Annotated in this window: 5 protein-coding genes and 2 pseudogenes; 6 read left to right on the top strand and 1 reads right to left on the bottom strand. The window is 42.7% G+C overall.

The genetic code is table 11. The annotated features are described in order from the left end of the window. Positions 1-108: 108 nt before the first annotated feature. The 3 genes and pseudogenes from AACW45_RS29380 to AACW45_RS29370 form a co-directional block, all read left to right on the top strand. Positions 109-801 (top strand): annotated as a pseudogene (locus tag AACW45_RS29380) (TauD/TfdA dioxygenase family protein); the annotation flags it as partial. A 265-nt stretch (positions 802-1,066) separates the two neighbouring features. After that, positions 1,067-2,038: pseudogene (locus tag AACW45_RS29375) on the top strand (molybdopterin-dependent oxidoreductase); the annotation flags it as partial. A gap of 95 nt (positions 2,039-2,133) precedes the next feature. Continuing rightward, positions 2,134-2,334 carry a hypothetical protein gene (locus AACW45_RS29370; protein ID WP_339385101.1) on the top strand — a complete coding sequence of 67 codons (201 nt, stop codon included), beginning with the start codon at positions 2,134-2,136 and terminating at the stop codon, positions 2,332-2,334. 33 nt (positions 2,335-2,367) lie between these two features. Here AACW45_RS29370 and AACW45_RS29365 read toward each other — a convergent pair whose 3' ends face one another. After that, a complete protein-coding gene (locus tag AACW45_RS29365) occupies positions 2,368-3,690 on the bottom strand; it encodes an MFS transporter (protein WP_306415013.1) in 1,323 nt (440 codons plus the stop codon). Positions 3,691-3,774: 84 nt separating this feature from the next. Between AACW45_RS29365 and AACW45_RS29360 the strand changes: the two genes are divergently transcribed. The 3 genes from AACW45_RS29360 to AACW45_RS29350 all read left to right on the top strand — a co-directional run bounded on the left by AACW45_RS29360 (position 3,775) and on the right by AACW45_RS29350 (position 15,376). After that, positions 3,775-3,903 carry a hypothetical protein gene (locus AACW45_RS29360; RefSeq protein WP_277883139.1) on the top strand — a complete coding sequence of 43 codons (129 nt, stop codon included), beginning with the start codon at positions 3,775-3,777 and terminating at the stop codon, positions 3,901-3,903. 917 nt (positions 3,904-4,820) lie between these two features. Then, positions 4,821-13,463 (top strand): non-ribosomal peptide synthetase, encoded by an 8,643-nt coding sequence (locus AACW45_RS29355; RefSeq protein ID WP_242045787.1) that lies wholly within the window; start codon positions 4,821-4,823, stop codon positions 13,461-13,463. Positions 13,464-13,612: 149 nt separating this feature from the next. Beyond that, the gene (locus AACW45_RS29350; protein WP_190636520.1) at positions 13,613-15,376 is read left to right on the top strand and encodes a condensation domain-containing protein; all 1,764 of its coding nucleotides are present in this window, start codon (positions 13,613-13,615) and stop codon (positions 15,374-15,376) included. Positions 15,377-15,402 lie beyond the last annotated feature (26 nt).

Below are 15,402 nucleotides of genomic sequence, written 5' to 3'. Positions count from 1 at the left end.
CTGGTCATCTCGTAGCGCATAACGTCGAGTCATTGTTTCTCTATTTGGCTTATCCCAAGCATTACCTACTCAAGTTTACCTAATTGATGACACGCCCTAGAGTTTGCCAACTTCTTTGGCGATATTCTCCAACAACCTGCTTACATCCGCAAAGGGGAGACAGAAGAATATCTACCGCCTCTAGTTCTGACTCTCGCAAATGCTGCTCCTGAAGAAAGTTCAGTTAATATCCGACCGAACTATCAAGAACTTTTACCCCATATCGATCACTACTGGCTACCTGTACCCTCTAGCGGCTCTTTCCTCTATGCAGTAGAAGTACCTGAGAATGGCCCAGATACCTATTGGGTAAATTTGGCTCAAGCTTACGAAGAGTTAGATGATGCTACCAAACAGCAAATTGCTGGCTTGCAAATTCGTTACTTCAATTTCTATGGAAGTAGAGATCGGGATGAATATGGTAACCCGAAATATGCAGCAGGTCGCGCTCCTGAAGCTGGCGAAAGAGTAGCAATTCATCCTCTAGTTCGTACCCATCCAGATACAGGTAAAAAGATTCTCTTCTTTAATGCAGCTAGTGATGTAGACATCGTAGATTATGACCACGTAGAAGGCGCAAAACTAGTTGCAAAATTGCAAGAGCATATCAAACAACCCCGATTTGCTTATCGTCACCAATGGAGCAAGGGCGACTTGCTGTATTGGGATAACCAAGCAACTGCTCACTATCGCCCTGAATTTGAGGCCAATGCTACCCGTATTCTCAAACGAGTCAGCCTCCGGGGTAGCCGTCCTTTCTAAAGATTTAGCAATCTAAAAATAGAGAGCGAAATGCGATCGTTGATTGTTGACTGTTAACATTCAACGGTCAACAGTCAACACCACGGAATTGAAAACCATGATTAAACCTTATGTCCGGAAACGATTAATTTCCCGGCGAGATTTGCCAACTCTGATTACGGGCAATACGAATGGGAGAGCGCGAAAATCTACCTAATGAGGAATTCTCATGTCCAGTAAATTGGATTAAATTGCACAAAATGAACTGATTTGTCGCTGCAACCAGATGGATAGCAACCCCCAGCCCCAACCGCCCTTCCACGAAACCAATGAAAACACCCCAGAAATTGGCGGTGGGTTGCCTGTAATTGAGTATTGGGCAAAGCACACACTCTCACTTCAAGGGCCACATCTTTGGAAAACCCTGTTTCACAAGAGTGCTTGCCTGTCCTGCTCCTGGGGGACTGGTGGGCAAAAAGGAGGATTCACCAATGAAGCGGGTGAGAAACTGCAACGCTGCATGAAAAGTGTAGAAGCAATTTCAGCCGAAATCCAACCTGCGGTTCCAGTCCATTTCTTTGATTCCCATACAATTACTGACCTACAACAGCTATCTTCTATGGAAGCGGATCGATTGGGAAGACTTAGCTTCCCGGTGATTCGACGCTCAGGTAGTGAACATTATGAGCGCATTTCTTCGGAAGAGATTTATGCGATCGCCACAGATGCCTTTAATAAACCACCAGAGCGAGTAGCATCATACAGTTCTGGGCGTGGCTCCAACGAAGCGGCATTTTTACTACAACTGCTGCTGCGAACCCTGGGTTCCAATAATTTGGCAGATTGTTCAGACCTGTGCCATGCTCCTTCCACAACCGCACTCAAAGAGATGTTTGGCACAAACACCTCAATCGTCAGCCTGAAAAGCTTGAAGCAAGCAGATTGTGTGGTGTTAGCAGGGGCAAATTCTGCTTACAACCATCCACGTTTGATGAATGAGTTGATCAAACTGCGAGAGCGAGGTGGCAAAGTGATTGTAATCAATCCCGTGATGGAAATTGGCTTGGTGAAATTTGGCTCTCCGGCATTTCCAGTTAAGTCTTTGATTCCTGGTTCTGACATTGCTTCACTGTATCTCCAACCGATTCCGGGTAGTGATGTGGCTCTGTTTTTGGGCATTCAGAAAGCTTTAATAGAACAGGGATTTGTGCAATACGACTTTTTGCGAGCATATACCCAAGGGTGGGAAGCGGTATTAGGGACTTACAAAAAATAAATTACCCAAATTCCGTAGTGCGAGCATCTTGCTCGCTTTTGAACACCAGCGAGCAAGATGCTCGCACTACAAATTGATTGGGTATTGAAAAAATTGGATGTCCCTTAGAACAGGCGCGATCGCTTTCTTGGGAAACAATCACGGCTACCTGCGGCTTGTCCCAGGCAGAAATTGCCGCCGCAGCAACCATCATCGGCACATCAAAAGCTGTGGTCTTTGGTTGGGCAATGGGCATTACCCAACATACAAATGGTAATGTCAGTACCAACCATTTATGATCTTGTATGAATTTTTATCGTCCATAATTTAATTTAATTTTGTCTTATGTCTTCCTTAGAAATTGGCGTATTGTCAGCAATCGCATCAGGCAATTGAGTTTCTAATAAACGTAGAGGTTGGTATAAATAGAAGCCTACTGTGGTCAACATAGTCAGTATTCCCATAAGAATAAATAATAGGGCAATGCCGTATCCTTTCCCTATACCAATAATCTGTCCCAGGTTTCCGGCTAATAACCCTCCCGGAACAAGTAAAGGTTCAAAGACTCGATCGGCTAAGGGGCCTGCCACAAGACTAGCAAGCGGTAGAGATCCCCAAGTCAGCATACGTCGCAAAGCAAAAACTCGTCCCTGGACAGCAAGCTCAACTTTGCTTTGCCAAATAGCTTGATCGCAACTGTTGACAATGGGGAAGCCGAAGAAGTAGGTAAACGCAGCTGCAAAGAAAACTGGTGCTGCTGGTTTAACTCCAGCCATGACAATAGATAACCCACCCAACAGGGTAAAGCCCAGTAAAGCATGAATACGTTGCCGTGAACCACCCCAAAAGCTCATCACACAACTGCCAAGGAGCATACCACTGCCACCAATTGAGAGTACAGAGCCTAAGACAGTAGTGGAGGCAAAAGATAGAACTAAAGGTGTAATCAGTACGTTAACAGTTCCTACCAAAAAATTTTTGATAGTAAAAAATATCAACAATGCCAGTAGTCCGGGTCGAGTAGTGATGTATATCCAGCCATCCACCGCCTCCCGTAGCAAGGATTTGTTTTTCTCTTCATCTGCGATCGTAGTTTTGATTTTCGGGAATCGAACGAACATCTGCGTGGCGATCGCAACAAGCAAAGTCACGCTATCTAGCAATATCACACCTTGAAGATTGATTGTTTCAATTAATATTCCTGCTAAGACTGGTGCAATCAACCGTGATATTGCTTCCGCAAACTGTACCATTCCATTAGCACGCCCTAAGTGCTGTTTAGGAACAAGTAATGTTGTGATAGCAGCATAAGCAGGCCACTGGAAAGCACCAAAAATTGAACTAGTGGCAACAACAAGGTAAATTTGCCAAACTTGGAGTTGATCCAGCCACAGCAACAGTGCAATTGTCAGACTACTCAAACCTGCTCCAGCATCACTAAAAATCATTAACCAACGTCGATCCCATCTGTCCACTAACACGCCTGCTAATGGTGCTATAAAAAGACCTGGTAGTACCGAGAACAAGGAAATAAGTGCATACGGTGTAACTGATCCAGTTGTTTGATAGACCCAAACTCCCAGAGCAAAGCTTGTCAGACTAGAACCCAGCATTGAGACTAGTTGTCCAAACCAAATGAGAGTAAACACCCTCATATTTCGGGCTACACTGTGTTGAAACATAGGCATTTTTGCTTTTGTGAAGTACGAGAAAAAATAATTAACAGCAAATAGATGGGAATGAACAAGCTCAAAGCAAGCGAATTAATGCATGGAATAAATCCACGCATCGTTCGACTGATCGCTCACGACGAAGTCCAAAATCCACAATTTTTAATTAAAGCCCCTGCATTCATGCTGGTGGGTTAATCTAAAATCCAAAGTCCAAAATCCAAAATTGATTGACCAATGACCACTGACGCGGCGGTTTATTATCCCTCCTACCCCGGAGGGATAGCCGCCTTCGGTGAAGCTGCATATTAACGCCCTTCCTCTGGAAGTCTGGGGCTAAACAAACAAAGCCTGCCTGCGCCGGCTAAATTATATGCATTTTCATATTGAATTGGTATGAGGTTTGGTGAGCATTGTGTAGTATTTACCGTGTATTCTTGAGATTTTTTGATTACGCTATATCTTTTCGCACAATTATTAATCTTATGTAATCTGCTTGACAAGAACCAGAATACCATGATAATGATAATGATTATCATCTAGTTGTTAACAACAAAACTGATAAACTTTAGTAGTTTGTCACATAACTTCTAGTTAAAAAAATACCCACTAGCTTTTTGTGGGTTGTTGCTTCTAGGTCGTCCAAAAAGGCATAATAATATTGAATACACAGTGTTTGACACCAAACTCGCGCCTATGAGGTTTCAAGGTTTTTGCGATGATTAATAATGTTGGATCTTCCTGTTTAATGTCACCTAGCTGCTCAAAAAAATTGCTCTCGTTATCTTGGCTGAAGTTTGACATCTTGTCTTTTGACACAGGTAACAACTTAAATCATTATATGAATTTGTGTATGTAATTTAGAGCATTTGAGCCGTTAATTTTGTCAGTTGTTGATGATTTTTTATCAATCAAAGCTAGAGATTTGAGCATAAATTTGCTAGATAAATTTTCTATTCGACTTGATTGTATAAAAATCTAAATGTAGGAACGCAAAAATCTGATAACAGTCCCAATAAATCTGCTTTTTATTATATGTAATTGCCAATATTATTATTAATTAAAGAATCTTGCTTGAGCGAACTCATAACCATACTTAGTCAGTGGTATTAAAAATGGGCAATCAACCTTTAGATATGCTAATGGATTTTTCTACATTCATAGAAATTCTTCGGTTTCGAGCCAGTCAACAGCCCAACCAAAAAGCTTATTCTTTTTTGCTTGATGGAGAAACAGAAGCAGCCCATTTGACTTACCAGGAACTCGATTGTCAAGCTCGAACTATTGCAGCAAAGCTACAAAATTGCCTAGTCAGTGGAGAGCGTGCTGTACTACTGTATCCGCCAGGTCTAGAATACATTGCTGCCTTTTTTGGGTGTCTCTACGCTGGAGTCGTTGCCGTCCCTGCTTATCCGCCTCGGCTGAATCGACCCATGCCCAGATTAGCAGCGATCGCGGCTGATGCACAAGCAACTGTGGCACTGACAACCACCAAGATTTTGGCTCAGATAGAACATCAGTTGCAGCAAACTCCCAACCTCAAGTCCATGCAGTGGGTGACTACCGATAATCTTCACAGTGGACTAGAAAATAATTGGCAACAAACTCAACCTAGTAGTGATACCTTAGCTTTTCTACAATACACATCAGGTTCCACTGCCACACCTAAAGGTGTAATGGTGAGTCATGGGAATCTGCTGCATAACCAGCGCATTATTCAGCAGTCTATGGGGCATAGTTCCAAGACTATCTTTGTCGGTTGGTTGCCACTGTTTCATGATATGGGATTGATTGGGAATATGCTTCAGCCCCTATATTTAGGTATTCCCTGCATTCTCATGGCTCCTGTTGCGTTTCTACAGCGCCCTGTACGTTGGTTACAAGCGATTTCCCGATACAAAGCCACTACTAGTGGCGGGCCGAATTTTGCCTACGACCTCTGTGTGAATAAGATTACTCCCGAACAACGAGCGACTCTTGACTTAAGTAGTTGGGAAGTTGCTTTTAACGGAGCCGAACCCGTCCGTGCTGATACTTTGGAACGCTTCGCCGCAACTTTTGCTGACTGTGGTTTTCGCCGCGAAGCTTTCTACCCTTGTTACGGGATGGCGGAAACAACTTTGATGGTTTCTGGTGGACTGAAGACAGCCGCACCAGTAATGCAATCCTTTCAGCAAACGGCGCTGGCTGAAAATCAAGTTGTTCCGGCGGTTGGGGACAAAATTCTCGTCTCTTGTGGTCAAACCCTAGAGGATATGCAGATAGTCATTGCCAATCCTGATACTTTGACTTGTTGTAACAGTAATGAAGTAGGTGAGATTTGGGTTGCAGGTGGGAGCGTCGCTTCAGGCTACTGGAAGCAGATAGAACAGACACAGCAGACTTTCCAAGCTTACCTGCAAGATACTAGAAAAGGCCCTTTTCTGCGGACGGGAGACTTGGGATTTTTACACCAGGGCGAACTCTTCATTACTGGTCGGCTGAAAGATTTAATTATCATCCGAGGGCGTAACCATTACCCTCAAGACATTGAACAAACAGCACAACAAAGTCACCCAGCACTGCAACCAAACAGTAGTGCAGCATTTGCCGTGGAAGTTGATGATGAGGAACGGTTGGTACTGACGATAGAGGTAAAACGCACATATCTCAAAAATTTGGCTGGGGATGAAGTTATTAGAGCCATTCGTCAGGCAATAGTAGAAGAATATGAACTGCAAGTTTATGCGGTGTTATTGCTGAAAACTGGCTCTATCCCCAAAACTTCTAGTGGCAAGATTCAGCGTCATGCTTGCCGATTAGGATTTACTAATAACAGTCTAGATGTTGTACATAGCAGTATTCTAGAACAGTCTAATTCTAGAGTTAGCTTGTTGAGCAGTGAAGCGCAACAGTCAGAGTTAGTTGGTAGTTTACAACAGCTAGTAGCGCAAGTTTTGAAAATAGAGCGATCGCATTTAAATTACCACCAGCCTTTGAGTAATTTAGGTATCGATTCTTTAACCGCTATTGAACTACAAAACCGCATCGAAACTCAACTAGGTGTCGTCTTACCAATGGCGGACATTCTCGCAGGTGCTTCGATTGCAGATTTAGCCAGCTTAATACAGATATCAAAAGAAATCCCTATCCCTCCAGTACCACAAGCTGTCACTGAATACCCTCTTTCATACAGTCAGCAGGCTTTGTGGTTCCTGCATCAACTCTCACCTTCCAGCCCCGCCTACAATATTGTCAATGCTGTAGGTTTGCATGGTGAACTCGATATTACTGCTCTGCAACGTACATTTCAAATACTAGTAGACCGTCATCCATGTTTACGAACTACCTTTAGTGCGAACCAAGGAACAGCCACCCAACATATCCACGAACACCTAGAGGTTTGTTTTCAGCAAGAAGACGCTGCAACCTGGAGTGAAGAAGTTCTCAAAAACCGCTTAATCGCAGAAGCTCACCGCCCCTTTAATCTGGAAACTGGCCCCTTAATGCGGGTGCTGTTGTTCACGGGGTTAAACAATGAACATATCCTACTGTTGGCTGTACATCATATTGTGGCTGACTTCTGGTCTTTAACAGTGCTTGTCGATGAGTTGAGAATTATTTACCAAGCACAAAAAGCTGGTGAGCAACATCATCTCATTCCCCTCAGCCATTCGTACATAGACTATGTTCGTGCTGAGAGAGAAATGCTGGCTAGTCCTTCAGGTGAAAGGCTTTGGTCATACTGGCAACAACAACTCTCAGGGGAATTACCAGTTTTAAATTTACCTACTGACCGACCCCGACCACCGATGCAAACTGATCGAGGGGCTTCGCAGTTATGCAAACTGAATGCAGATTTAACAGCAAAACTCAGAGCTTTGAGTCAAGCTAACAATACTACCCTCTATACAACCTTGTTAGCAGCTTTTGTGGTGCTGCTCTACCGTTTATCCGGTCAAGAAGATATCTTAGTGGGTTCGCCAACCACAGGTAGAAGTCGGGCAGATTTAGCTGCATTAGTTGGGTATTTTGTCAACCCTGTGGTGGTGCAATCGCATATTTCAGGAAATCCCAGTTTTGAGGCGTTCCTCAAGCAAGTGCGTTCTTGTGTACTGGATGCTTTCAGACATCAAGATTACCCTTTTGCGCGGTTAGTTGAGCAACTACAACCAGTGCGCGATCCCAGTCGTTCGCCACTGTTTCAAGTGATGTTTGTTTTCCAGCAAGCGCACCTACTGAACGGAGAAGGTTTGGCTGCATTTGCCTTGGGAGAAACAGGCGCAAGCATCAAATTAGGGGATTTAGAGCTAGAATCTCTGCATTTACCTGGGCGGATAGCTCAGTTTGATTTGACGCTGATGATGGCTGAGGTTGATGGTGTGTTGTCTGCTTCTTGGCAATACAATACAGATTTGTTTGATGCTGCTACTATCGTCCGGATATCCGAGCATTTTGAAACATTACTAGGAGGAATTGTTGTCAATCCACAGCAACAGATTGCAAATTTACCACTATTAACCGAGTCCCAACAGCATCAACTATTGGTGGAATGGAACACTATTGAGCATAACTTACTTACAGGTAATGAAAAATCGAACCACAGAGAACACAGAGAACACAGAGAACACGGAGGAATAAGAGTTTCAGAGAGTTTTGGTGTAAGTTATATCTGTCTCCATCAACGGTTTGAGGTTCAGGTTCAGCAAACACCAGACGCAGTTGCACTAGTATTTGAACAAGAATGGCTTACTTACCGAGAATTGAACCAACGAGCGAATCAATTAGCCCATCATTTGCAAGCTTTAGGTGTAAAACCAGAAGTATTGGTGGGTATTTATCTAGAACGCTCCATAGAGATGGTGGTTGGGATTTTGGCAATTCTCAAGGCTGGCGGCGCTTACGTCCCTCTAGATCCCACCTATCCCCAAGAACGTCTAGCTTTTATGTTAGATGATGCTCAGGTTGCAGTATTGTTAACTCAGGAGAAATTACTTGCAAGTTTACCTGAGTGTGGGGCGCAGATTGTTTGTTTAGACAAAGAGCGTGAAACTTTAGAGTTATTGTCAGTAGATAATGTAGTGAGTCAGGTGAATCCCAGTAATCTGGCTGATGTAATTTATACCTCTGGCTCGACTGGTAAACCCAAAGGTGTTTTAGTTACGCACCAGAACGTAATGCGGTTGTTTGCTGCCACTCAATCGTGGTTTAATTTTAGCGATCGCGATGTTTGGACAAATTTTCACTCCTACGCTTTTGATTTCTCAGTTTGGGAGATTTGGGGCGCTCTCCTTCACGGTGGACGGCTGGTGGTAGTTCCCTACTGGATTACGAGATCGCCAGATGCATTTTATCAGTTGTTATGTACCGAAAAGGTGACAATCCTCAATCAAACACCCTCTGCTTTTCGTCAACTCATAGGTGCAGAAGAAGAAGCAGGTGACACTGGAACCTTGGCTTTAAGAAAAGTGATTTTTGGTGGTGAGGCTTTAGAAATTGGGAGTTTACAGCCCTGGTTTGAACGTCACGGAGATAGTAAGCCGCAATTGGTGAATATGTACGGGATTACGGAGACAACCGTACATGTAACCTATCGTCCCATAACTATGGCGGATTTAAGCCAAAAACCTGGTAGTCCCATCGGGTATCGGATTCCTGATTTGCAAGTATATCTATTAGATTCACAACAGCAACCGGTTCCCATTGGGGTGGCTGGTGAACTTTACATTGGTGGTGCGGGTGTAACTCGTGGTTATCTCAATCGCCCGGAATTGACTGCGGAAAGGTTTATTATCAATCCTTTTGAAAAAGCAGAGGAGCAGGGGAGCAGGGGAGCAGGAGGAGAATTTTTAACTTCTCACTCATCACTCAGCACTCTCAAAAATCGCTTATATAAAACTGGAGATTTGGCTCGTTACTTACCCAATGGCGAACTTGAATATTTGGGACGCATCGATCAGCAAGTAAAGATTCGTGGGTTTCGGATTGAGTTGGGAGAGATTGAGGCTGTTTTGTGTCAACATCCGGGGGTTCGAGAAGCGATCGCACTGATTCAAGAACCCAATCATCAGCAAAAACCAGCAAATCCCGTAAATGAGCTAGGAGATAGGGAAGCCATCAATGCTTTTCGGCGCTTATTAAAAGGCAAATCTGCGAAAATAGAAGCTGAGGGTCAATTAATTGTTTATTATGTCTGCAAACATGAAAGCGCACCCACGGTTAGCGAACTGCGGCGTTTTCTGAGGGAAAAATTGCCAGACTATATGATTCCCAAAGCGTTTGTGCTATTGGATGCCATTCCATTGACACCTAATGGTAAAGTAGATCGGCGATCGCTTCCCATACCGAGCAAGACAAGACCTGAATTAGACAACGCTTTCGTGGCTCCTCGCACTTCCATTGAGAAGATATTAGCCGAAATTTGGTCAAATGTATTGGGGATTGAACGAGTAGGTATCCATGACAATTTTTTTGAGATTGGAGGAGACTCTATTCGCAGCATCCAAGTCCGAGCCAAAGCGATAGAAAGAGGCTTAAATTTTTCACTACCGCAACTATTTCAACATCAAACTATCTATACTTTGGCGCAAGAAATTACTACTATTGCACCGAGTACTCCAGCAACAACAACAAAGCCTTTCAGTCTGATTTCGGAAGCCGAACGCCAAAAACTACCCAGCAATGTGGTAGATGCTTATCCTTTAGCTAGAGTCCAAGCAGGGGTGATTTTTCACAGTCAGTATTGTCCTGACTTACCGATGTACCATGATGTCTTTCTTTATCATTTGCAAGTTCATCTGGATGTTGAACTTTTTGAATTAGCTTTGCAGCAGCTTGTGGCTTACCATCCCATATTGCGGACTTCCTTCGATTTGACCAACTTTAGGGAACCTCTGCAATTAGTTCATCAAACTGTTAGAGTACCATTTCAAGTACAGGATTTACGGAGTCTATCGCCAGAACAACGAAAAAAAGCTTTAGCAGATTGGATTGAAGTGGAAAGAAACACTCACTTTGACTGGTCTTTTGCTCCCATCATCCGCTTTTTTATTCAACGTTTAACAGATGAGTCGTTTTATTTTACTTTGAGCTGTCACAACTCAATTCTTGACGGTTGGAGTAAGTCTTCCCTACTGACAGAATTGTTACATCGTTATTACGCCCTACTGAATGGCGATCGCTTTATCGAATCCCCTCCAGTAATTACCTATCGGGATTTCATCGCCTTAGAGCGTTCGGTGCTAAATTCTCCAGAATGTCGGGCATTTTGGACGAAAAAGCTAGAAAATTGTCTCACCACAAAAATTAAAAGTTGGCATAATTGCGATCGCCAAACAGACGCACCACAAATAGCTGTCTTAGATGTCCCCATTTCCCCCCAAGTTTCCGAGGGACTGAAGAAACTGTCTCGATTAGCACAAGTTCCCCTGAAAAATGTCTTGTTAGCAGCACATATCAGAGTTATGAGTTTGTTGAGTGGTGAAACCGATATTCTCACAGGACTTGAGTCTAATGGTCGCTTAGAAGAAGCCGATGCAGAAAAGACCCTAGGAACTCATTTGAACACAGTACCATTTCGCTTCCAACTGACAGGAGGAACTTGGGTAGATTTGGTACAGCAGGTATTTGCAGAGGAACGGGAATTGTTACCTTTCAGACGTTTTCCCTACGCAGATTTACAACAATTAAGTGGCCGCCAACCTCTACAGCCTTTAGTAGAGACTGTGTTTAACTACACGCATTTTCACATTTTCCATACTCTTGAGACTTTAGAAGGACTGGGAATTGTCGGCGCTCAAGGGTTTGGTGAAACCCATTTTGGTTTAAAGGTAGAGTTTAATCGCAATCATACATCCGATGGCATACAACTCGATTTAGAATGTGACTTGAGAAACATTCCTCAAGGGCAACTAGAAGCCATTGGTCGTTATTTCAGTGAGACATTAACGGTAATGTCTTCCCAACCGTTTGAGCGTTATGAGTCTCAATGTTTGCTCCCAGAGTCAGAACAGCATCAGATTTTAGTGGAGTGGAATAATACAGCCAGGGAATATCCCCAGGATTTACTGATCCATCAACAGATTGAAGTGACTGCTGCAAAAAACCCTGATGCGATCGCTTTAGTCTTTGGTGATGAACAACTAACCTATCAAGAATTAAATCATCGTGCTAATGCAGTTGCCCACCACCTACGTAACTTAGGCGTTAGTCCCGATGTCCCAGTCGCAATTTATCTAGAGCGTTCCCTAGAAATGATCGTGGGAATTCTGGGTATTCTTAAAGCTGGTGGTGCTTATCTTCCCTTAGATCCAGCGTATCCTCAAGCACATCTGGCTGTGATTCTGGAAGATGCCCAAGTACCAGTTTTACTGACTCAAACACATTTATTAACAAGACTTCCTGCCCATAAAGCTGAAGTAGTTTGCCTAGATTCACACGGAAATACCTGGAGTCAGGAATGCACAGACAACCCGATCAATCACAATACTCCAGAAAACCTCGCTTATATTATCTATACCTCCGGCTCCACAGGTCAACCCAAAGGAGTGCTAATTACTCACCAAAACTTGCTTCACTCAACTAGTGCGAGGATGAGCTACTATCAACAACGAGTCAGCAGTTTCTTATTGCTTCCATCCTTCGCCTTTGATAGCTCAGTTGCATGTATATTTTGGACGCTTTGTCAAGGAGGAACCTTAGTACTGGTGCAGGAGGGTAGCCAAAAAGACATATGGCAGTTAGGAAAAGCGATCGCTCAACATCAGATTTCCCATTGGTTGAGTGTTCCTTCCTTATATAAAGCTCTTTTAGCACATATAGATTCCAGAGAGTTAACTTCTCTTAGCACCGTCATTGTCGCAGGGGAGATATGTTCTAGCGAGTTAGTACAACATCACCGTCAACTACTACCTTCCACATCCTTATTTAACGAATATGGCCCCACAGAAGGAACAGTCTGGAGTAGCGTTTACGATTGTCAAAACCATGATATAACGACTCCTGTTGCGATCGGTCGCCCCATTGCCAACACCCAGATATATTTGCTTAATTCTTACGGACAACCAGTACCAATTGGAGTTCCGGGAGAACTGCACATTGGTGGTTTTGGTATAGCCAAGGGATATCTTAACCGCCCAGAACTAACAGCCCAAAAGTTTATTCCCAACCCGTTTAGGGATTTTAGATTGCCGATTTTAGATTTTAGATTGGGAGATTTTAGTGAGGATTCAAAATCTTGTGAAACTCACGCACAATTTAGCAATCCAAAATCTAAAATCCAAAATTCAAAATCGAATCTCTTGTATAAAACCGGGGATTTGGCGCGTTATTTACCTGATGGGAACATCGAGTTTTTAGGACGTAGTGATTATCAGGTGAAACTAAGAGGATATCGGATTGAACTAACAGAAATTGAAGCGGTTTTATTGCAACATCCGATTATTCGAGAAGTTGTTGTCATCGTCAGACAAGAAAATTCGGGTAGCAAACGCTTAATTGCTTATATAGTCCCTAAACAAAGACCCGCACCTACCAAGGGTGAATTGCAAAATTATTTGAAACAGAAGTTACCAGAATATATGATACCTACTGCCTTCCTTATCCTAGATACTTTACCATTAACTCCCAATGGCAAAGTTGATCGCCAGAGTTTACCAGCACCAGAACAAACACAATCTGAAGATGAAAAAATGGCTCAAATTCTCAAAATGCTGGAGGAACTTTCAGAAGATCAAGTCAAAACAATGCTTTCCCAGAAAAAGTTATCAATACAAACTTAGTACAACACTTCATTACTAGCAAACTTTCTGCGTACCTTTGCGTTTAAATTCCCCCTCAATTCCCTAAGATTTTACGCAAAACCCATAAATAGCATTGCTTCAAAATCTCCAAATAATCCAAAATCCAAAATCTAAAATCCAAAATCGCCATGAGTGACGAACTTTTAAAGCGTATTGAATTACTTTCAACAGAAAAGCGTGAACTTCTAGAAATGCTGATGAAAGAAGCAAGCACAGAAGTACAAACTAACTATATAGCTCCCCGTACACCAATAGAAGAGGCACTTGCTAGCATTTGGAGTCAAGCATTGGGAATTAAACAAGTAGGTATTCATGATAACTTTTTAGCTCTGGGAGGCGATTCAATTCAGAGTATTCAAGTTGTCGCCAAAGCTCATCAGTTAGGTCTGCAACTTAGTACCAGTCAGTTATTTGAATATCCCACCATTGCGGAATTAGCAACAGTTGTCGGTACAATTTTGGTGCGTCAAGCTCAACAAGAGCCAATCAAGGGAGCAATACCCCTGACACCTATACAAAAGTGGTTCTTTGAGCAAAACTTTCCAGAACCTCACCATTGGAATCAAGCCGTTTTACTAGAATTACAACCAGGACAAGACCCAGCTTTGTTAGAAACAGCTTGTCAGAAATTGTTAGAACATCATGATGCGCTGCGTTTGCGTTTTGCACAAAAACAAGGAATCTGGGAACAGGTGAATCAAGGTTTAGGAGAAACAGTAGCTTTTGCTCAATTCAACTTATCAAATGTGTCTGAAACAGAACAAAAATCTGCCATTGAAAAGATAGCATCTCAACTACAAAGCAGCTTAAATTTATCTCAAGGGCCGTTAATGAAAGTTGCTTTTTTCCATCTCGGTTCTCATCAAACCAGCCGCTTGTTGTTGATTTTACATCACCTGATAGAAGATGCCTTTTCCTTGCGGGTACTTGTGGAAGATTTGCAAACAGCTTATCAGCAACTTCAGCGCCAAGAAATTATCAATCTTCCACCAAAAACAACTGCTTTTCAGCAATGGTCTTGTCTGCTGATGAACTACGCTAACTCATCAGAACTTAAACAAGAGTTAAATTATTGGTTGACAGACTCAAAACCAATTAGCCCTTTACCTGTGGATTTAACAGGAGGTGCGAATATTGAAGCATCAACTCGCATTTTATCAGTATCTCTCACACCAGAAGAAACTCGTATACTGCTACAAGAAATTCCGGCAAAATATAAGACCCAAATTAATGAAGTGTTACTCACAGCTTTAGCACAGACTATTTCCCAATGGACAGGGATGGATAATTTGCTGATTGACTTAGAAGGACATGGACGTGAAGAAGTGATTTCGGGAGTGGATTTATCTCGTACAGTGGGCTTTTTTACTTCCGTATTTCCTGTGTATTTGAGTATAGAGAAGTCTCAAGCATCCATTGATATTTTAATGTCAATGAAAGAACAAATTCGCCGGATTCCCAAGCGGGGAATAGGTTATGGTTTGTTACGTTATTGTTGCGAAGAGCGAAGTGAGGTAGAAAAATTAAGTAAACTTCCCCAAGCTGAAATTATTTTTAATTACTTAGGACAATTCGATAGCGTTTTTGGAGAATCTTCCACCTTTCGATTAGCTAGTGAATCCCCAGGTGTGACTATCAGTCCTAGTGCTAGTCGTTCTCACCTGTTACAAGTAATAGGGAAAGTCATGGGAGGACAGCTAGAAATTAGTTGGGGATATAGCGAAAATATTCATCTGAAATCCACCGTAGAACAACTAGCTATTGATTTTATAGAGAAATTGCGATCGCTAATTGCTCTTTGTCAATCTACAGATACGGTAAATTTTACACCCTCAGACTTTCCCGAAGCCGAATTAACTCAAGAAGAACTCAATCAGCTTTTCCTCAACTAATAAGGATATCCTCAAATCTTACTCTC

The sequence above is a fragment of the Calothrix sp. FACHB-168 genome (genome assembly GCF_963889195.1).
Taxonomy (GTDB): domain Bacteria; phylum Cyanobacteriota; class Cyanobacteriia; order Cyanobacteriales; family Nostocaceae; genus Aulosira; species Aulosira anomala_A.
Note: the sequence above shows the minus strand (reverse complement) of the source record. Positions and strands in the feature narration are given on the sequence as shown.

Bases quoted from the DNA above. Each gene is read 5' to 3' on its own strand.
- AACW45_RS29360 (WP_277883139.1), top strand. From the start codon at position 3,775: ATGAACAAGCTCAAAGCAAGCGAATTAATGCATGGAATAAATCCACGC.
- AACW45_RS29350 (WP_190636520.1), top strand. From the start codon at position 13,613: ATGAGTGACGAACTTTTAAAGCGTATTGAATTACTTTCAACAGAAAAG.
- AACW45_RS29355 (WP_242045787.1), top strand. From the start codon at position 4,821: ATGGGCAATCAACCTTTAGATATGCTAATGGATTTTTCTACATTCATA.
- AACW45_RS29365 (WP_306415013.1), bottom strand. From the start codon at position 3,690: ATGAGGGTGTTTACTCTCATTTGGTTTGGACAACTAGTCTCAATGCTG.